Annotated in this window: 20 protein-coding genes; 12 read left to right on the forward strand and 8 right to left on the reverse strand. The window is 43.0% G+C overall.

Features of this window, described 5'->3' with window-relative positions; all coding sequences use genetic code 11:
* Positions 1 to 5 precede the first annotated feature (5 nt).
* Genes ligD through ACFSTG_RS08930 form a run of 3 tightly spaced genes read left to right on the forward strand, consistent with a single transcriptional unit; the run spans position 6 to position 1,765 of the window.
* Complete coding sequence (gene ligD / locus ACFSTG_RS08920; RefSeq protein ID WP_380751322.1) at positions 6 to 827, forward strand: non-homologous end-joining DNA ligase; 822 nt, start codon at positions 6 to 8, stop codon at positions 825 to 827.
* An 11-nt stretch (positions 828 to 838) separates the two neighbouring features.
* Positions 839 to 1,246 carry a YkvA family protein gene (locus ACFSTG_RS08925; protein WP_380751325.1) on the forward strand — a complete coding sequence of 136 codons (408 nt, stop codon included), beginning with the start codon at positions 839 to 841 and terminating at the stop codon, positions 1,244 to 1,246.
* Between the two features lie 39 nt (positions 1,247 to 1,285).
* Positions 1,286 to 1,765, forward strand: a complete 480-nt coding sequence (locus ACFSTG_RS08930; RefSeq protein WP_380751329.1) for a hypothetical protein — start codon at positions 1,286 to 1,288, stop codon at positions 1,763 to 1,765.
* A 295-nt stretch (positions 1,766 to 2,060) separates the two neighbouring features.
* Here the strand turns inward: ACFSTG_RS08930 and ACFSTG_RS08935 are convergent, their stop codons facing one another.
* Positions 2,061 to 5,492: a methylmalonyl-CoA mutase family protein gene (locus ACFSTG_RS08935; protein WP_380751331.1), complete on the reverse strand. Its 3,432-nt coding sequence runs from the start codon at positions 5,490 to 5,492 to the stop codon at positions 2,061 to 2,063.
* A 184-nt stretch (positions 5,493 to 5,676) separates the two neighbouring features.
* Between ACFSTG_RS08935 and ACFSTG_RS08940 the strand changes: the two genes are divergently transcribed.
* Both ACFSTG_RS08940 and ACFSTG_RS08945 read left to right on the forward strand, forming a co-directional pair.
* The gene (locus ACFSTG_RS08940) at positions 5,677 to 6,381 is read left to right on the forward strand and encodes a DUF4197 domain-containing protein (protein ID WP_380751334.1); all 705 of its coding nucleotides are present in this window, start codon (positions 5,677 to 5,679) and stop codon (positions 6,379 to 6,381) included.
* A 213-nt stretch (positions 6,382 to 6,594) separates the two neighbouring features.
* Positions 6,595 to 6,795: a Lacal_2735 family protein gene (locus ACFSTG_RS08945; protein ID WP_380751337.1), complete on the forward strand. Its 201-nt coding sequence runs from the start codon at positions 6,595 to 6,597 to the stop codon at positions 6,793 to 6,795.
* Here ACFSTG_RS08945 and ACFSTG_RS08950 read toward each other — a convergent pair.
* From ACFSTG_RS08950 to prfA, 3 genes are all read right to left on the reverse strand, one after another.
* Positions 6,762 to 7,562: an ABC transporter substrate-binding protein gene (locus tag ACFSTG_RS08950; protein ID WP_380751340.1), complete on the reverse strand. Its 801-nt coding sequence runs from the start codon at positions 7,560 to 7,562 to the stop codon at positions 6,762 to 6,764. The genes ACFSTG_RS08945 and ACFSTG_RS08950 overlap by 34 nt on opposite strands.
* 82 nt (positions 7,563 to 7,644) lie before the next feature.
* Positions 7,645 to 8,454 carry an orotidine-5'-phosphate decarboxylase gene (pyrF, locus tag ACFSTG_RS08955; RefSeq protein ID WP_380751343.1) on the reverse strand — a complete coding sequence of 270 codons (810 nt, stop codon included), beginning with the start codon at positions 8,452 to 8,454 and terminating at the stop codon, positions 7,645 to 7,647.
* 54 nt (positions 8,455 to 8,508) lie between these two features.
* On the reverse strand, positions 8,509 to 9,585 hold the full coding sequence (prfA, locus tag ACFSTG_RS08960) for a peptide chain release factor 1 (protein WP_380751830.1): 1,077 nt from the start codon (positions 9,583 to 9,585) through the stop codon (positions 8,509 to 8,511).
* Between the two features lie 120 nt (positions 9,586 to 9,705).
* Between prfA and ACFSTG_RS08965 the strand changes: the two genes are divergently transcribed.
* Both ACFSTG_RS08965 and ACFSTG_RS08970 read left to right on the forward strand, forming a co-directional pair.
* Positions 9,706 to 10,182 (forward strand): peptide-methionine (S)-S-oxide reductase, encoded by a 477-nt coding sequence (locus ACFSTG_RS08965; protein ID WP_380751346.1) that lies wholly within the window; start codon positions 9,706 to 9,708, stop codon positions 10,180 to 10,182.
* A 69-nt stretch (positions 10,183 to 10,251) separates the two neighbouring features.
* Positions 10,252 to 10,629 carry a GxxExxY protein gene (locus tag ACFSTG_RS08970; RefSeq protein ID WP_380751349.1) on the forward strand — a complete coding sequence of 126 codons (378 nt, stop codon included), beginning with the start codon at positions 10,252 to 10,254 and terminating at the stop codon, positions 10,627 to 10,629.
* A gap of 81 nt (positions 10,630 to 10,710) precedes the next feature.
* On the opposite strand, the gene ACFSTG_RS08975 is transcribed toward ACFSTG_RS08970, so the two are convergent.
* From ACFSTG_RS08975 to ACFSTG_RS08985, 3 genes are all read right to left on the reverse strand, one after another.
* Positions 10,711 to 11,892: an AIR synthase related protein gene (locus ACFSTG_RS08975; RefSeq protein ID WP_380751352.1), complete on the reverse strand. Its 1,182-nt coding sequence runs from the start codon at positions 11,890 to 11,892 to the stop codon at positions 10,711 to 10,713.
* 119 nt (positions 11,893 to 12,011) lie between these two features.
* The gene (locus ACFSTG_RS08980; RefSeq protein WP_380751355.1) at positions 12,012 to 14,198 is read right to left on the reverse strand and encodes a glutamine synthetase III family protein; all 2,187 of its coding nucleotides are present in this window, start codon (positions 14,196 to 14,198) and stop codon (positions 12,012 to 12,014) included.
* A 118-nt stretch (positions 14,199 to 14,316) separates the two neighbouring features.
* A complete protein-coding gene (locus tag ACFSTG_RS08985) occupies positions 14,317 to 15,264 on the reverse strand; it encodes a calcium/sodium antiporter (RefSeq protein WP_380751359.1) in 948 nt (315 codons plus the stop codon).
* A 169-nt stretch (positions 15,265 to 15,433) separates the two neighbouring features.
* Here ACFSTG_RS08985 and ACFSTG_RS08990 point away from each other — a divergent pair, with 169 nt between their 5' ends.
* From ACFSTG_RS08990 to ACFSTG_RS09005, 4 genes are all read left to right on the forward strand, one after another.
* Positions 15,434 to 15,793 carry a BlaI/MecI/CopY family transcriptional regulator gene (locus tag ACFSTG_RS08990; protein WP_380751363.1) on the forward strand — a complete coding sequence of 120 codons (360 nt, stop codon included), beginning with the start codon at positions 15,434 to 15,436 and terminating at the stop codon, positions 15,791 to 15,793.
* A complete protein-coding gene (locus ACFSTG_RS08995; protein WP_380751366.1) occupies positions 15,793 to 17,763 on the forward strand; it encodes a M56 family metallopeptidase in 1,971 nt (656 codons plus the stop codon). The genes ACFSTG_RS08990 and ACFSTG_RS08995 overlap by 1 nt, the downstream gene beginning before the upstream one ends.
* Complete coding sequence (locus ACFSTG_RS09000) at positions 17,763 to 17,900, forward strand: hypothetical protein (RefSeq protein WP_380751369.1); 138 nt, start codon at positions 17,763 to 17,765, stop codon at positions 17,898 to 17,900. Before ACFSTG_RS08995 ends, ACFSTG_RS09000 begins: the two co-directional genes overlap by 1 nt.
* A gap of 192 nt (positions 17,901 to 18,092) precedes the next feature.
* Positions 18,093 to 18,242, forward strand: a complete 150-nt coding sequence (locus ACFSTG_RS09005; protein WP_380751372.1) for an SsrA-binding protein — start codon at positions 18,093 to 18,095, stop codon at positions 18,240 to 18,242.
* A 2-nt stretch (positions 18,243 to 18,244) separates the two neighbouring features.
* Here ACFSTG_RS09005 and ACFSTG_RS09010 read toward each other — a convergent pair whose 3' ends face one another.
* On the reverse strand, positions 18,245 to 18,763 hold the full coding sequence (locus ACFSTG_RS09010; protein ID WP_380751375.1) for an adenine phosphoribosyltransferase: 519 nt from the start codon (positions 18,761 to 18,763) through the stop codon (positions 18,245 to 18,247).
* Between the two features lie 158 nt (positions 18,764 to 18,921).
* On the opposite strand from ACFSTG_RS09010, the gene ACFSTG_RS09015 reads away from it, so the two are divergent.
* A complete protein-coding gene (locus ACFSTG_RS09015) occupies positions 18,922 to 19,407 on the forward strand; it encodes a YciE/YciF ferroxidase family protein (RefSeq protein WP_380751378.1) in 486 nt (161 codons plus the stop codon).
* Positions 19,408 to 19,419 lie beyond the last annotated feature (12 nt).

Genomic DNA, 19,419 nt, shown 5'->3' on the forward strand with positions numbered 1-19,419 from the left:
GAGAAATGGAATTTTCAAATGTGGAAATATCGCATCCCGATAAGATCCTTTTTCCGGAGAAAAAAATTACCAAAGGTGATATGGCCGCCTATTACGACAAGATCGCTGACAAGATGCTGCCATACCTGAAGGATCGCCCGCTAACCCTTCAGCGGTTCCCATCAGGTATACAGGAAAGCGGATTCTACCAAAAAAGTATTTCAGATTACTTTCCAGATTTTATTAAGACAGTAGAGATTGAAACTGAAGAAGGAACCAATACGCAGATCATCTGTAACGATAAACAGAGCCTGATGTACCTGGTAAATCAGGGTACTATTTCGTTTCACATCTGGCTAAGCCGGAAAGATAAAGTGAGGCAGCCGGACAAGGTGGTCTTTGACCTTGACCCTCCTGAAAATGCTTTCGGGAAAGTTAAGGAGGCGGCAAAGGTGGTAAGGAATTACCTGAGAAAACAGAAAAAAGATCCCTTGCTAATGACCACAGGACAGAGCGGGCTCCATTTGTATTATGACATACGTAGGGGAAAAGATTTTGATGAGGTAAAAAAAGAAGCCCGTAAAGTAGCAGAGGAAGTCACCCGGTTAAGACCCGATCTGCTCACAACAAAAATCAGAAAAGAACAGCGGGAAGGAAAGATTTTTGTAGATTACCTTCGTAATGCATATGCCCAGACGGCTGTCTGCCCATACTCCTTGCGCGCCAATGAGGCTGCAGGAGTGGCTACACCAATTGAGTGGGAAGAACTGGCAAAACTGGAAAGTGCTTCTTATTACAATATCAATAATATTTTAAGGAGACTGGGACAATTGGAAAACACTAAATAAAATTGAAAAAAATGGATAATATAAGCCCCGAAAAGGCAAATGAGGTCCTCCAGGACCAGGCAGAAAAAGTAGAAGAAAAAGACCTTGAAAAAGTACTGAAAAAGCAGGAAAAGATCGAGGATAAATTCAGGAACAACAATTCAATGAGCGGGTACTTTGAAAAGGCAAAAAGCATGTTCTCCCTCATACGGGATTACTGGAGTGGAAACTACAGGCAGGTGCCCTGGAAAACCGTTGCTGCAGTGGCTGGTGCCCTTCTTTATGTGCTCATGCCCCTGGACCTAATACCCGATTTTATTCCCATCGCCGGATTTTTAGATGACGCCGGGGTCATTGCTGCCTGTCTCACCCTTGTCAATGATGACCTGGTGGAGTATGAGAAATGGAAGGTGCTTCAGGACCATTCAGAAGAAGCATAACCGGGAAATCCCAGTGCAGCCAAAAACCCAGCGATAAAAATGGATAGAGACAAACTGGAAAAAATGCCCCTTTACCTGAAGGCGCATGAGATCCTTAACATTGTGGAAAGACTGGTAGATCTCGTCGCCGAGGATGATACTTTTCTTTCCCATGTCGCAGACAATATGTATGCAGACGCATTGCAACTGGCACCCAAGATCGCCGGGGCCGAGGGAGTTGACCTTTACGACATTAAAATGGAAAATGCTGCAATAATCAGGAAATGCGCCCGGGATATTTACGTGGGTTGCAACGGATTCCTTATTGAAGATTTTCAGGATGTGGAATATCTTGACCTGCTGAGAGCTGAAGTCGAGGAATTCAGGATCCTGTTTGCAGAATGGGTCAAAACCTTTGACCAGTGGAATTACATTATAGACCGCTGGGGCCTTTTTAATCCCCCTGGGGTGAATTATGACGACAAGGATCCCGACGATGATATTCCTTTTGATAATCCTTTTGATGATACCGAAGAGTGAGGCTCTAAATCATTCAAAAATCTTATATTTTTAAACCCTTTCAGGGTTTGGAACCCTGAAAGGGTTGATGGTAGGTGAATTTCAAAAGAGGCAAAAAAACCTAACAGGTCTTCGAGACCTGTTAGGTTTGGTTTTTTATAAAATCCCGGTATCGCTTACGCTCATCGGGATAAGCAGCGTACCCCTTTCTCCTTAAACTTTTTCTGAAAAACAGATCCCGAGTCGGCTGCGCCTAACGGGATAAGCAGTCTGCTCCTTTTTCTCTGCCCTTCGGTTGAGAAAAAGGGCGATCTGCTTACATATTTCTTCTGTACTGTCCTCCTACTTCAAAAAGGGCGGTGGTGATCTGTCCGAGTGAACAAACTTTAGTGGCTTCCATAAGCACCTCAAAAATATTTTCGTTTTGAACAGCGGCTTTTTTCACCTTTTCAAGGGTCTCCTTCTCCAGTTCTTTCTTGGCTTCATGAAGGTTCACCAAAGTCTTGATCTGGTTCCGTTTTTCTTCTTCGGTAGCCCTGATCACCTCGCCCGGGGTAACTGTTGGTGAACCGGTAGAGCTTAGGAATGTATTTACTCCAATAATTGGGTAATCGCCATTGTGTTTCAGGGTTTCGTAATACAGGCTTTCTTCCTGTATCTTGCTGCGCTGGTACATGGTTTCCATAGCTCCCAGTACTCCTCCCCTTTCAGTGATCCTGTCAAATTCCAGTAATACGGCATCTTCCACAAGATCTGTCAATTCTTCGATGATGAAAGCCCCCTGGATAGGGTTCTCATTCTTCGCAAGTCCTAATTCCTTGTTGATGATAAGCTGAATAGCCATTGCCCTTCTAACAGAAGCCTCTGTGGGTGTAGTGATCGCCTCATCATAGGCATTGGTGTGCAGGGAATTACAGTTGTCATAAATGGCATAAAGCGCCTGTAATGTCGTCCTGATATCATTGAAGTCGATCTCCTGTGCATGCAGCGATCTTCCGGAGGTCTGAATATGATACTTCAGCATCTGTGCCCTTGGGTTCGCTCCGTATTTATACTTCATGGCCTTAGACCAGATCTTCCTGGCCACGCGACCAATAACCGCATACTCAGGATCAATTCCGTTGGAGAAGAAGAATGACAGGTTGGGACCGAATTTGTTGATATCCATTCCCCTGCTCAGGTAGTATTCCACATAAGTGAATCCGTTCGCCAGGGTAAGCGCCAATTGGGTAATGGGATTCGCTCCTGCTTCGGCAATATGGTAGCCTGAAATGGAAACTGAATAGAAGTTACGCACATTCTCCCTAATGAAATATTCCTGCACATCTCCCATTAACCTCAACGCAAATTCGGTAGAGAAGATACAGGTATTCTGGGCCTGGTCTTCCTTCAGGATATCGGCCTGTACTGTTCCGCGCACCTGGCTTAGCGTTCGTTTTTTAATATCAGCATAAACATCGGCAGGAAGTACCTGGTCTCCCGTCACCCCCAGAAGCATCAATCCCAGGCCATTATTTCCTTCCGGAAGTTCCCCGCGATAATTTGGCTGCTCCATGCCTTTATCGGCGTAGATATTTTTGATCTTTTCCTGCACCTCCCCTTCAAGACCGTGCTCTTTAATGTATTTCTCGCACTGCTGATCAATTGCCGCGTTCATGAAAAATCCGAGTAGCATCGGTGCCGGACCATTGATGGTCATACTTACCGAAGTCATAGGATCTGCAAGATCAAAGCCGGAATACAGCTTTTTAGCATCATCCAGACAGCAGATAGAAACCCCGGCGTTCCCGATCTTTCCGTAGATATCAGGTCGGTGATCAGGATCGTTACCATACAAAGTCACTGAATCAAATGCGGTAGAAAGCCTTTTTGCAGGCAAGCCCATACTCACATAATGGAAACGACGGTTGGTTCGCTCGGGTGAACCTTCCCCTGCAAACATACGGGTAGGGTCTTCCCCCTGTCTTTTGAAAGGATATAATCCCGCGGTATACGGGAATTCCCCTGGCACATTTTCCTGTAGACACCACAGGAGTATATCACCCCAGGCCTTATATTTAGGTAAAGCCACTTTCGGGATCTGCGAGTGTGAAAGGGATTCAGTATGTGTTTTTATTTTTATCTCCTTGTCGCGCACCTTAAAGCTGTAGATGGGTTGCCTGTATTTATTCACTTTTTCATCCCAGCCGGTGATGATCTCCCAGTTATAAGGGTCAAGGTCCATTTTTACCTTGTCGAATTCCTTTTTCAAAAGGTCAACCAGTTCTTTATTTTCTTCGGAAGTAGAATTCTGAAGGCTTTCCTCTTCAAAACCATATTGGTTAAGATCCACCTTAACCCCGGTAACAGATTCCACTGTTTTATAGATACCGTATAATTTTTGAGCGACCTCAGCCTGTGTGGTCGCCTTTTCATCATAAGCTCGGTTATTTTCAGAAATTTCGGAGAGATATCGCGTCCGGCTTGGTGGGATCACAAAGATCTTTTCACTCATCTCCTGCGTAATGTGGAATTTCGAATGGAATTTACTTCCAGTTTTCTCATCCAGCTTGTCCATGATCTGTCTGTACAGGGTGTTCATGCCGGGATCATTGAACTGCGAGGCAATAGTACCAAACACCGGAAGTTTTTCAACATCTGAATGCCACAGCCCGTGGTTTCGCTGGTATTGCTTTTTCACATCCCGCAAGGCATCAAGTGCCCCACGTTTATCGAATTTATTGATCGCAACAAGGTCGGCAAAGTCAAGCATATCGATCTTTTCCAGCTGGGTAGCCGCACCAAATTCCGGCGTCATTACGTAAAGAGAAACATCAGAATGTTCAAGGATCTCGGTATCTGACTGTCCGATCCCTGAAGTTTCCAGGATGATCAGGTCATAATTGGCTGCCTTGAGCACCTGGACGGCTTCAGCTACATATTTAGATAAAGCCAGGTTTGACTGCCGTGTTGCAAGTGAACGCATGTACACCCGTGGATTGTCAATTGCGTTCATACGGATACGATCTCCTAAAAGGGCTCCTCCGGTCTTTCTCTTTGACGGGTCAACAGAAACGATTCCTATGGTCTTTTCCGGAAAATCGACCAAAAATCTGCGAACGAGTTCGTCCACCAAAGATGATTTTCCGGCACCACCGGTTCCGGTAATTCCCAGTACCGGGATCTTTTTATCTTTATTTTCCTCGTGAATCCTGTCAAGGGTATCTTTTGCTATTTCAGGGAAATTTTCCGCAGCAGAGATCACACGGGCTATCGCTCCCGCGCGTTTTTCAGAAAGCTGATCCACTTCCCCATTTAGATTGTCTCCTAAAGGAAAATCTGACAGTTTGACCAGGTCATTGATCATTCCCTGCAGGCCAAGCTCCCTTCCATCATCTGGGGAATAGATACGGGTGATCCCGTAATCCTGCAGCTCTTTGATCTCCTCGGGAAGGATCACGCCGCCGCCGCCGCCAAAGATCTTTATTTGAGAGGCTCCTTTTTCCTGCAGGAGGTCATACATGTACTTGAAGTATTCGGTATGCCCGCCCTGGTAAGAGGTCATGGCAATAGAATTGGCATCTTCCTGGATCGCGCAATTCACCACCTCTTCCACGCTGCGATCATGCCCCAGGTGGATCACCTCGACCCCGGTGGACTGGATGATGCGACGCATGATATTGATCGCGGCATCATGCCCGTCAAAAAGGGAAGCTGCTGTAACTATTCTTACTTTATTCTTAGGTTTATAAGGAGCTTGTTGTTCCATTTTGTTTCCTGATATATTTAGTGGCCGCAATTTACGAATTTAGGCAGGAACATGCCATTTTTGAGAGAATATTAAAACTCAGGGGTTTACGAAAATCGCTTCTGAAATACTGCTGCTGGAAGGATAACGTTTGTTTATGATTTTCCTACTCCCCAATTCTATAACTTTGAGAAAAATCATAAATATGAAAAGAATTTTACTCCTGATCATCCTCCCTTTTTTTATGGGATGTGCAGAATTACAGCAAATAGCAGACAGTCTACCCGAGGAAGGTGGTTATATTTCAAATACCGAAGTTGCAGCCGGACTTAGACAAGCCCTCGATTTTGGAATAGAGAAACAGGTTACCAAACTTACCGAAGAAGACGGATTTTATCGCAACGAACTGGTGCGTATCACTCTGCCTTCTGAACTGCAGAAAGTAGATCGTACCCTGCGTGACCTGGGGATGGATGCCCTGGCAGATGAAGGACTGAAGGTACTTAACCGGGCCGCAGAAGATGCCGTTAAGGAAGCTACCCCTATTTTTGTGAATGCTGTCAAGGAGATCACATTTACCGATGCAAGAAATATCCTTACCGAAAATGATACGGCGGCTACCTTTTACCTGGAGAACAAAACCACCAATGATCTTTACGCCAAATTCAATCCCGTAATAACAACTTCACTGGATAAAGTGGGCGCAACCCAGGTATGGACAAACATTATCAACCGGTATAACCAGCTTCCAATGACCAATAATGTAAACCCAGATCTGGCCGATTATGTCACCAAAGAAGCTCTTGATGGAGTATTCACTATGATAGCAGTGGAGGAAAAGGAGATCAGGAATAATTTCGCGGCCCGTACCACTAAATTGCTGGAAAGGGTATTTGCCTTACAGGATTGATCTTTATGTAGGAATTTTTCCAACCCCAAAAAAGGGTTATTCACAATCTGTTTATTAGCTACAGGAATGACTATTACTGAATTATAAGGTCTTAAGCCTTAAGTTTTTAACAATTATCGACGGAAGGATTCTAATTTTTACAATAAAGTTAACTATAGGTTAGGAGTTCTTCGGAAAGCAGGTAAATATCTTTGTACTATAACGAAATGATATATGTTTAGACTATTCGAACCTCGTTCTACCCTGGAAAGGCTACAGGAAAAATATTGTTTCCTTATGCGCCGATCCTATGAACTGGCGGTCATCGACAAGCTTCGTAGCGATATGCTGAACGAAAAAGCTTGTAAGATCCTTCAGGAAATAAGACGTATGGAAAAGGGTCAGGTAGAAAGCACCTCTGACCGAAGTCGTTGAAAATACTCAAAAGCGGGTATCAACCTGGAGCCGTACCAGCTAAAAAATTCCCCGTCCACAATGTGGACGCAATCCTTCCCCACCCATCTTTTTATCTCATTCCTATGCTCTTCTTTAAAGGGGTAAGGTTCTGTCGACAAAAACACATGATCGATTTCGTCAGGTAGTTCCTTCAGAAATATCTCCGGATATCGCGACTTTTTATCTGAAAAAACATTTTCAAAATTGTTCAGGGAGAGGAGATGATCAATGAAGGTATCCTTTCCTGCTACCATCCAAGGATTTTTCCAGATCAAATATGCCACCTTCCTGGCAGGTTGCCCTGCAATGGACATTTCAAAAGCTTTTCTAAGGTCTATGATCTTCCCTACGATCTCTGAGGACTTTTGGCGGGTATTAAATATTTCCCCGTATTCCCTGATGAGTTCAAGGGAGTCATCTATGGTTTTAATATCAGAAACATGAACCGGTGCGATCTTCTCCAGATCTTTAACAATTTGTGGGGTGTTTTCCTCTTTGTTGCACAGGATAATATCTGGGGCAAGTTTTCTGATCTTGTCAATATTCACCTGTTTGGTGCCGCCCACCACCTGTTTCCTCTTCCTGAGATCTTCGGGATGTACGCAGAATTTCGTGACCCCAACCAAAGATTCTTCAAGACCGAGATCTACAAGTAATTCTGTTTGACTGGGTACCAGGGAAACGATACGCTTTGGTGGGTTACCCACCTCTACCTCCCTGTTTAACTGATCGTAGTAAGTAGCCATCACGAAAATTTTTAGCCAGAACAATTTACCAAGAAAAGCCTGAAAAATAAAATTTCGGGCGGTAAGGAATTTCCTTCAGGTTTTACAGGAATCCGGCCATTTGCACCTGCAATTCTTTCGCCTTCTCTGCTGCAGCTTCAGTAAAATCTTCTCCCTTTGATGCATAAATTATTCCGCGGGAAGAATTGACAAGCAGTCCAACCTTACGGTTCATACCATAATCACAAACCTCCTGCAGACTTCCGCCCTGGGCTCCCACCCCCGGTACCAGGAGAAAACTTTCAGGAATGATCTTCCTTATCTCTGTCAAATATTCAGCCTTTGTAGCTCCTACCACATACATTAGATTTTGACCGTTTTTCCACCCCTTGGAGACCTCAAGGACTTTCTTATATAATTCAACTCCTTCTACTTTTTGAGTCTGGAAGTCGTAGGCGCCGGCGTTAGAAGTTAGGGCCAGTAAAATGGTGTGTTTATTCTCATAAGCAAGAAAAGGTTCTATAGAATCCTTTCCCATATAAGGTGCAACCGTAACAGAGTCGAAATTGAGATCTTCAAAAAAGGCTTTTGCATACATGCCTGAAGTATTCCCTATGTCTCCCCTCTTGGCATCGGCAATGGTGAAAATTTCAGGATACTTTTCATTCAGGTAATCAATCGTCTTTCCCAAAGCCTGCAATCCCTTGATCCCGTATGCCTCATAAAAGGCCAGATTGGGTTTAAAGGCAACGGCCAGGTGATGGGTCGCATCAATGATGGCTTTATTAAAGGCAAAGACAGGATCTTCCTCCTTCAACAAATGCTGCGGGATCCTTGTAAGATCTACATCAAGTCCTATGCACAAAAATGATCTTTTGCGTCTTATTTCTTCTACTAGTTGATTGGTGGTCATGGTTGGTGAGATAAAAAAAGCTGCCGGAAAAACCGGCAGCTGTGCTTTTATTGTTTAAAAAACATCCGAATTCTGTTTTAATTTTTCGGTGTTCTCTACCAGTTGTAATTCATCAATTATCTTCTGAATATCCCCGTTAATGATATTCCCGAGATCATAAAGGGTCAAGCCTATCCTGTGATCGGTCACCCTTCCCTGGGCGTAATTGTAAGTACGGATCTTAGCACTCCTGTCCCCGCTGGAAACCATAGAGTTTCTTTTCGCAGAATCAGCTTCCATCTGCTTGGCCAGCTCCTGCTCATATAATCTGGATCTAAGTACCCTAAAGGCCTTTTCCTTGTTCTTATGCTGAGATTTCTGATCCTGGCACTGCGCTACCAGTCCGGTTGGGACGTGGGTTAAACGCACTGCGGAATAAGTCGTGTTCACCGACTGCCCTCCCGGTCCCGAGGAACAGAAGTAGTCGATACGAACATCTTTTGGGTCTATTTGCACATCAAACTCTTCAGCTTCCGGAAGTACCATGACTGTCGCCGCAGAAGTATGTACCCTTCCCTGGGTCTCGGTTTGAGGTACGCGTTGCACGCGGTGTACCCCGGCTTCAAATTTTAAGGTCCCATAGACATCTTCCCCGGTCACGTCAAAAATGATCTCCTTGAATCCGCCGCTGGTTCCTTCGCTAAAATCCACAATGTTGTGTTTCCAGCCTCTACTCTCAATATATTTGGTATACATTCGGTAAAGGTCTCCGGCAAAAATACTCGCCTCGTCCCCACCGGTACCGGCACGAATCTCCATCACCACGTTCTTCGCATCTTCAGGATCCTGAGGCACAAGCATCATACGTATCTTCTCCTCAAGCGCAGGCAGTTCCTCCTTCGCCTCTTCCATCTGCATCTTCGCCATTTCGGTCATCTCGGGATCACTGCCATCGGCAATGATCTCTTCGGCCTCAGAAATATTTTGTGTCAGGGCCATGTATTTTTCACGTTCCTGCATCAGTTTTTTAAGGTCCTTGTATTCCTTGTTCAGCTCTATATAACGCTTTTGATCTGCAATCACATCGGGTTGAATGATCAGGTCATTCACCTCGTCAAAGCGTTGCTTCACAATATTCAATTTCTCGATCATAACATCTGCTTCTAAAGTGGCAAATTTACGATAATTCCACGGATTTTTAGAATGCATTTTTTCTACGGAAGAATACTTAAAAAATTGGTCATACTGCGGAAATTCTTTAATTTCAGACGGATGAGAAATACCAAAAAAATAGGTCTTGGCGGCGGTTGTCACTGGTGCACCGAAGCAGTTTTCCAGGCGGTAGAAGGGGTGCAAAAAGTAGAACAGGGATACATTGCTGCCCATGGGATAGCATCCTCTTTTTCTGAAGCCGTCATTGTCCATTATGAGCCAAAAAAGGTAGATCTCGATAGACTCCTGAAAATTCATCTTCACACCCACAATTCCACCTCCAATCATTCCTTCCGGAAGAAATACCGTAGTGCGGTTTATTTTTTCTCTTCGGAAGATGAAAAGGCGTTGCATAAAATTCTAGAAAAACTACAGCAGGATTTTGAGAAGACACTGGTTACTGAAGTACTGCCGTTCGAAGAATTCAGGTCTTCACGAGAGTCTATCCAAAATTATTACCACAAAAATCCAAATGCTCCTTTTTGCAAGAGATATATTGAACCGAAACTTACCGTAGTAAATAAAATTCTAAAGTGATGATCTCCCGCTGTTTTCGGAGATTTTCGCAGATCTATTTTTTATTCTTTAAATTCAAGAAAAACAACAATGGAAGAAAATGATATTTCCTTTAAAATAAGAGGAGCCATCTATAAAGTTTTTAATCATTTTGGTCCCGGCTTACTTGAATCAGTGTATGTTGCCGCTTTGGCAGCAGAATTAAGGAGGGACGGATTATCTGTAAGAAAGGAGGTGCCAATTCCAGTGGTGTTTAATGAAGAAAAATTAGAAGTGGGATTCAGAGTGGATCTTCTAATACAGGAAAAGGTTTTGATCGAAGTTAAATCTATAGAAGCTATTGCTCCCGTTCATCACAAACAGACATTAACCTATTTAAAATTAACAGGATTAAAATTAGGAATACTGGTCAATTTTAATGTAGAAAACATTAATGATGGCATCCACCGCAAGGTTAATAATTTTTAATCTGCGAATATCAGCGCCATCTGCGGGAAATTTCTCCTTTGCTATTTTTGCAGAAACCTCTGCACTCTATGCGTGAACACTTTAGAAATACTCGAATTCCCCAAATTCACTTTTAATCGTCAGCTTTTTCTCGTCTGCTGCTTCTACTCTACCTACAATTTTCGCATCCACATTAAAGGATTTTGAGATGGAGATAAGGTCTTCGGCGATAGCTTCATCGACATATAGTTCCATGCGGTGGCCCATATTGAACACCTGGTACATCTCTTTCCAGTCTGTCCCGCTTTCTTTCTGAATAAGTTTGAACAAAGTTGGAACTTTAAAAAGATCATCCTTGATCACATGAACCTTATCCACGAAATGCAGCACCTTGGTTTGGGCTCCCCCGCTGCAGTGAACCATTCCGGAAATGTCATTTTTGGAATATTTTTCCAGGATCCTTTTGATCACCGGGGCATAGGTGCGGGTTGGGGAAAGAACAAGTTTACCGGCATCCAGCGGACTACCCTCAACCTTATCTGTCAGGTTCCTTGACCCTGAGTAAATGAGTTCCCCGGGAATAGAAGGATCAAAACTTTCGGGATATTTTGACGCCAATGCTTTTCCAAAGACATCGTGACGCGCAGAGGTAAGCCCATTGCTACCCATCCCGCCGTTGTATTCTTTTTCGTAAGTGGCCTGACCAAAAGAGGCAAGCCCCACGATCACATTTCCGGGTTTGATATTGGCATTATCGATCACCTCACTTCGCTTCATGCGTGCCGTGACCGTGGAATCTACGATAATGGTACGCACCAGGTCACCCACATCTGCCGTTTCCCCGCCAGTGGAGTGGATATTGATTCCGAAGCCCTTAAGATCTGCAAGCAATTCTTCGGTGCCGTTGATTATAGCAGAGATCACTTCCCCGGGAACGAGGTTCTTGTTTCGCCCAATGGTGGAAGAAAGCATGATGTTATCAACAGCCCCTACACACAGCAGGTCATCGATGTTCATAATGAGGGCATCTTGCGCGATCCCTTTCCAAACAGAGAGGTCACCCGTCTCTTTCCAGTACATGTAGGCAAGGGAGGATTTCGTCCCCGCCCCGTCTGCATGCATAATGAGACAGTGATCTTCATCACCCGTAAGATGATCGGGTACGATCTTGCAAAAAGCCTTTGGGAACAGACCTTTATCAACATTCTTTATGGCGTTGTGAACGTCTTCTTTACCCGCAGATACTCCTCTTCCGGCATATCTCTTACTTATTTCCTTGCTCATGGTTGTGTGTTTGTGGTGCCCAAAGATAAACAGATTTCAACTTTTAGTCCCGTTACCTTCCGAATTAAAAAAGCCACACCGGGGATTCCCAATGTGGCTTAAAATATTTCTGCTGAGTCTTACCTGGTAAACAACAATTCCCTGTATTTGGTCAATGGCCAGATCTCATCATCGATCAACAGCTCCAGCTTGTCACAGTGGTAGCGGATGGTTTCAAAGTAAGGCTTGACCTCATCGCAGTACATGATCGCTTTTTCTTCGGCATCTTCCAGCTTGTTGGCTTTTTTACGCACTTCGATCATTTCAGTAATACCTGAATTTATTTTCTCTATGTGTCTCGAAATTTCCTTGATGATCTCCAGCTGCTCCTTGGAGTGCTCTGTAAATCCTTCGTCAAAGATCTCCTTAAGGCCACGAACATTTTTGATCAATATATTCTGATACCTTATCGCTGTGGGGATCACATGATTCCTGGCAATATCCCCAAGGATCCTACTTTCGATCTGCACCTTCATTATGTAATCTTCAAGTTCGATCTCATGTCTCGCATTTATCTCGACCCGGTTCATCACCTTTAGATTCTCAAAGAGAGCTATATTCTTTTCGGTCATCATAGCTTTAAGAGCCTGAGGAGTATTCTTATTGTTGCTTAACCCTCTTTTTTCGGCTTCCTTTTCCCATGCTTCAGAATATCCATCACCTTCAAACCTGATATTCTTTGATTGTTTGATATATTCTCTCAGGACATTGAAGATGGCATCATCTTTCTTCATCTTCTTTCCTTTGGTAAGGCCGTCTACTTCTTTTTTAAATTCCTTTAACTGGTGGGCCACGATAGTGTTAAGAACTGTCATTGGCTGGGCACAGTTGGCGGTTGAACCTACAGCCCTGAACTCAAATTTATTTCCGGTGAAGGCAAAAGAGGAGGTTCTGTTTCGATCTGTATTGTCCAACAGGATCTCAGGGATCTTACCAACTACATTTAATTTAAGTTCGGTCTTCTCTGCAGGGGAAAGTTTCCCGTCGGTCACTTTTTCAAGTTCATCGAGGACTTCGGTAAGTTGCGTCCCAATAAAAGTAGAGATGATTGCCGGTGGGGCTTCATTTGCTCCCAGACGGTAATCATTGGTTGCACTGGCGATAGTTGCCCGCAAAAGTTCCTCGTGATCATGTACAGCTTTGATGGTGTTGATAAAGAAAGTAAGGAACTGAAGGTTTTTCATGGGTGTTGAACCGGGGCCTAAAAGGTTCACTCCGGTATCTGTACTCAAAGACCAGTTGTTGTGTTTCCCGCTTCCGTTAATTCCTGCAAAAGGTTTTTCATGGAAAAGAACCACGAAATTATGTCTTTCAGCCACCCGGTTCATAATATCCATCAACAGGGAGTTGTGGTCTACAGCCAGGTTGGCTTCCTCAAAAATTGGTGCAAGCTCGAATTGGTTTGGTGCTACCTCGTTATGTCGTGTCTTTACAGGCACCCCTAAAAGCATACATTCTTTTTCAAGATCTCTCATATAAGAAAGTACACGGGAAGGGATGGAACCAAAATAATGGTCATCAAGTTGTTGTCCTTTTGCCGGCGAATGTCCCAATAAGGTTCTTCCTGCCAGCTGTATATCAGGTCTGGAAGCTGCCAGTGCAGAATCGATCAGAAAATATTCCTGCTCCCAACCAAGGGTTGCATGGACTTTGGTGACATTTTTATCAAAATATTTTGCCACGGCTGTAGCTGCAGAATCTACTGCATGAAGTGCTCTGAGTAACGGAGTTTTAAAATCAAGCGCATCTCCGGTATAAGATACAAACACACTTGGAATACAAAGGGTGGTTCCGTAAATGAATGCAGGAGAAGTAGGATCCCAGGCAGTGTATCCGCGGGCTTCAAAAGTATTCCTTATTCCCCCGTGCGGAAAGCTGGATGCATCAGGTTCCTGTTGTACCAGTTGTCCCCCTCCGAATTTTTCAATGGCAAGTCCGTCTCCAATAGTTTCAAAAAAGGCATCATGCTTTTCTGCTGTAGTTCCTGTTAGAGGCTGGAACCAGTGAGTATAGTGGGTTGCTCCTTTAGTAATAGCCCATTCCTTCATTCCGGTCGAAATATGGTCGGCGATGGTGCGGTCAATCTTTTTTCCGGTCGCATTGGCTTCCAAAACACTCTGGAAAGCTTCCTTTGTAAGGAATTGACGCATTACACTTTCGGTGAAAACGTTTCTGCCAAAAAGTTCTGACCTGCGCTCCTTTTCTTCTATTTCTACAGGTTTACGGTTTAGGGTTTCTTTTAAAGCCTGAAATCTTAATGTTGCCATGTTGTGCTGTTTGAGGGTTTTGTACAGCGCAAAAGTACATTTTTTTATTTCACCCCCAATTTTTTAAGGGTAGTTTCCAGTAAATTTTAATTTATTTTAAGAATACCCCCCTATTTTTTCACCCTATGAACGCCAAACTGATAAAAATAGCATACCCGGCGAACAGAAAAAGACCTTTTAATCTGCCCAGGGAGAATCTACGGGGAAGGAAGGCCAGGGGAATAAGAATAAAAGCAATACCCATCATCCAGAAGATATCACTGGTAAGGGTGGCTTCAGATTTTACAAGTATGGGTTGAATTATTGCGGTGATCCCCAATACTGAAGCTATATTAAAAATGTTGGAACCTATCAGGTTCCCCATGGAAATCGCCTTTTCCTGTTTTAAAGCTGCAATTACTGAAGCAGCCAGTTCGGGCACACTGGTCCCAATGGCGATCATTGTAACAGAGATCACCCTTTCACTTATACCCATAGTGGTAGCAAGATCTACAGCCCCGGTTACCAGAAGTTCAGACCCTCCCCAAAGTGCTGCTCCTCCAATAACCAACCAAAGCACTGTTTTGAAGGTGGAAGTTGCCTGCAGGGCGGGATCAACCTCATCTGCCCCTATTTCTGGTTTTTTACGTGCGCGACGTATTAAAAGGATTAGATAAAGAACAATACCTCCCAGAAGGAGCAAACCTTCCCACCTGGAAAGCACAAGACCCGAAGACAGAAAAAAGTAAAGTACAAAGGAGAAGATCATCATAATAGGCCAGTTGAACCTGTAAAAATCCCGGTCAACCAACAAGGGAGAGATCATTGCGGTAATACCCATCACCAGTCCTATATTGGCAATGTTTGAGCCTATAATATTCCCCAGGGAAATATCTGAAAAACCTTCGAGAGCTGCCTGCAGGCTCACCAGCAATTCGGGGGCCGAAGTGGCGAAGGAAACTACGGTGAGACCAATTACCATCCGGGAAAGATTCAATTTAAAGGAGATTGCTACAGAAGACCTTACCAGGAATTCCCCTCCTACTACCAACAAAATAAATCCAAGGACTATAAATAGTATGCTCATCAATTTTTTTTGCGAAGATAAAAGATTCTTACCTAATGCAGGAATTTCGGCACTTTTAGGCAGGTTAATAAAACCTTAAACCGAAAAATGAACATAATAACTAGAAAAATAGTTGTGAAACGAATTTTTTAGTTATGTTTGTTTTTAAGTACGTGTAAAAATAATATTCATGGAAAAACTTACCAATAAAGAAGAGGAGATCATGAGGATCTTATGGCAACTGCAGACTGCTTTTGTCAAAGATGTCATTGCAGAGATTCCCGACTCCGGTCTGCATTATAATACCGTTTCCACGATCATCAGGAATCTGGAGGAAAAAGGATACGTGAGCCATAAAGCTTTCGGAAAAACACACCAGTATTATCCTTTAATCACCAAAGAAGAATACCGAAAGCAGTTTATGAATATGGCCACTAAACGCTTTTTCGACAGCTCTTATAAGAATGTGGTTTCTTTTTTTGCCAAAGAGGAAAAGATAAGTGCACAGGAACTGCGGGAGATCCTGGAGATCATTGAAAAGAAAAAATAATGCAGGAATTGATCATATACCTCTTAAAAAGTGCAGGATTAATAAGCCTTTTCTACGCCGGCTATTATTTCCTGCTAAAGGACGATACCAACTTTAAAACCAATCGCATCTTTTTACTCGCAGGAATCATAACCTCTCTACTCCTGCCCTCTCTTGAGATCACACGTACTGTTATCGTTGATACAGCTTCTGTACCGATCTTCTTTGAAAATGCCTCGGCCACCTCAATATCAACAGTGCCGGCCGAAGCAGCAGGGACCGACTGGTGGCAAATCGCCGGCATGATCTATCTTATTGGCTTCAGCTTTTTCCTCCTGAAGTTCCTCCTCGAACTCTTTTTTCTTCTGAAGTTGATCTTTAAGCATAAATCATTTCGAAAAAGTGATCATTATCTTATTCACAAACCCGGAATCACCCAACCTTTTTCCTTTTTTAAGCATATCGTGCTTGATCCTGATCAGCATAGCCCGGCCGAATTGGAAATCATCCTGAAGCACGAGCACTCACACGTCCGCCAATGGCATTCGGTTGACCAGCTACTTAGTAGCTTTAGCGTTTACCTGCTATGGTTTAATCCGTGGAGCTGGCTATACAGGAAAAGCCTTGTTCAAAATCTGGAATACCTGGCAGACAAAGAAGTTATTCTTGAAGAGGTGTCAAAAAAAGAATATCAAAAAACCCTTTTAAAGATCTCTCTAGGCGATTATCGTCCGGCCCTTACCAATCAATTCTATCAATCCTTTATCAAAAAACGAATTATGATGCTCAATAAAAATACAACTCAAAAATCCAGTTTTTGGAAGACAGGTTTGTTATTGCCTTTCCTGTTTTTCTTCATTCTAAGCTTTAACGTAAAGACAGAAGCCCAGGAAGTTATTAGCGGGTCAAATCCTAAGATTTCAAAAATGGAAGTTTCAGCCTACGTTACAAAAGATTCAGAAGAGAAAGAGCTTCGGGCATTAGAAAACCTCTTCGGGAAACAGGGAGTGGAATTAAAATTTGATGACCTTGAATTTTCTGAAGGATTACTAACCAATGTGGCGGTTTCCTTCAGAAAAAAATCTACGGGAACTACCGGCAACCTTTCCCTCAATAACTCTAACGGGATAAGTCCCTTGTTGATCTATACAGATGGAGAGAAAGTAGTGATGACTCCCAAAACTGCTGTACCCGAAAAATCTGAAGGTGCATTATCCGGATTGGGAAATTCCCCGTTATACATCATTGCGGGAAAAGAATACAAAACCTCCCAGCTTACAGATAAATATATAGAGACTAAAGGAACCTGGAGTGTCATTAAACCAAAAGAGGCCTTAGAAGAATTTGGGAGCAAAGCAAAAGATGGTGCCATAATTATTTCTGAAAGCAATATTATTGATGATTTCAAAGAAGCGCTTAAACATATGGATCTCAAACAACTGAGTTTCAACCAAAGATATATTCAGGTGAAAAAGAATGCTCCTCCTGTTCTATTAAGAATTGAAACAAAAGTTAATCAGAACTCTACTCCTGCACCCTCCAGTTTTAAATCCCAAAAAATTCAGTTTCATTCCGATCCAGATGAAATTATTGCCTTCCAAACCGGAAATAAAAAGGATCAGAAATATTATTTCAGGCAAATGAATACGGTTGTGATCCTTGATGGAGAAGTAATGGAAAAGGATTTTGACGTAAATACTATTGAACCTTCAACTATAAAAAGTCTCAATATTCTAAAGGACGCAGACGCTGTTGAGAAGTATGGAGAAGGTGCTAAAAATGGGGTGATCAAAATCGAACTTAAATCTGAAGAAGAAATTAAGGCCACCAGCGAACTTTCAGAAGAAAAGTCAAAACCTTTAAACATAAGAGTTAGTAATGTGCAATTTGATAATTCAAAGGAGAAGAGAAGCGCCAGGCTTTCTGTACGGGATGTAGGAAGTGCAGATCCAGATGCATTGACAGGCTTTACGTGGTCGACGGAAAAATAATGGACAAGGATTTTGATCCTGATTTAATTGCACCAAATGATATTGAATCAGTAACTGTGCTAAAAGGAGATAAAGCAACTGCAAAATATGGAGAGAAAGCTTCCAAAGGGGTAATTGAAATCATTACAAAAAAGTAATACCGGTTTTGGGTGGCCGCCGGCCATTCAAAAGTTCAAGGTTTAAAGCTCATCTGACCTGCAAGGTTTCTAAATCCTTGTAGGTCTTTTTTTTTGTTCCAAACCTACAAGGTCCCAAAAAAGTCCTTGCAGGTTAGTTGGCAGCCAACCACTGAATACTATTTTCCTATCTTTGATAGAAACCAACCCTTCATGAAAAAGAAATTTTTCAAGCTGTTGTCAAAACTCAATAAAAAGATATTGCCCAGCTACAGCAAAAGACAACTCGACCTGGCCAAAGCCACCAAATTTCAAAAAGCCATCATTGGCTGGAAATTGTGGGTGACCAAAAATTCCCTTTGATGCTATTCTACTGTGAGTAGCGATACCACCTGGTAGGGTTTTAATTTGTCCTTTCCATGCAAGAAGGCCAGTTCCATAAGGAAATTACACTGCACAATCTCCCCTCCCATTTTTTCCACCAACCTGCATGCAGCCGCAGCAGTACCCCCCGTTGCCAAAACATCATCATGAATGAGTACTTTCTCTCCTTGTTTGATGGCATCTTTATGGATCTCCAGTACATCCTCTCCATACTCCAGGGAATAATTTTCCCGGTAGGTTTCATAAGGTAGTTTTCCGGGTTTACGTATAGGAACAAAACCTGCATGAAGTCTTTCTGCGAGTAGGGTTGCGAAAAAGAAACCACGGGATTCAATACCCACTACCTTATCTATTTTAAGGCCGTTAAGTTTTTCCAACAGGATCTCTGTCGCTTTTTTGGCTGCTTCAGGATCCTGAAGCAATGGGGTTATGTCCTTATAAACGACACCGGGTTTGGGAAAATCGGGTACATCCCTAATATAATCTTGAAGGTTGAACATGGAGGATAATTTAAGTTACGAAGATAGAATTTTCCGCAGGAAAAATACAAACTTCCTACACCCTGTTAGTAAAACAGCAACAAACATTTAGAACTCATTTAACTGCTCCACAGACCCGGATGAATTAAATTAGATGGAACCAAAAAAATATGGAAACTATGAAAAATTTGAAAGATTTGTTCGAACATGAGTTGAAGGATTTGTACAGTGCAGAAAACCAATTGCTGGCGGCACTTCCTAAAATGCAAAAGAGCGCCAATGACAGTAAATTGAAAAAAGCTTTTGAGAAACATCTCAAAGAGACTGAAGGCCATGTAAAAAGACTGGAAGAGATCTGCGAAAAACTTGGGATCAAACCTACCGGCGAAACCTGTAAGGCCATGAAAGGACTTGTAAGTGAGGCAGAATCCTTCCTTAAAGAAGATGCCGAAAAAGAAGTAAGGGATGCGGGTCTTATCGCCGAAGCTCAACGGGTAGAACATTACGAGATCGCAGCTTATGGTACCGCCGTAAGATATGCCCAGGAACTGGGACATGACGACGTTGCGGCCAAGTTGAAAAAAACTCTCGACGAAGAATACAAAACTGATGATCTTTTAACCGATATGGCAGAAGACAGAATAAACAAAAAGGCGATAAAATAATAGCTCTTTCAG

It is taken from the genome of Salinimicrobium flavum, from assembly GCF_042684505.1.
Classification (GTDB): Bacteria; Bacteroidota; Bacteroidia; order Flavobacteriales; family Flavobacteriaceae; genus Salinimicrobium; species Salinimicrobium flavum.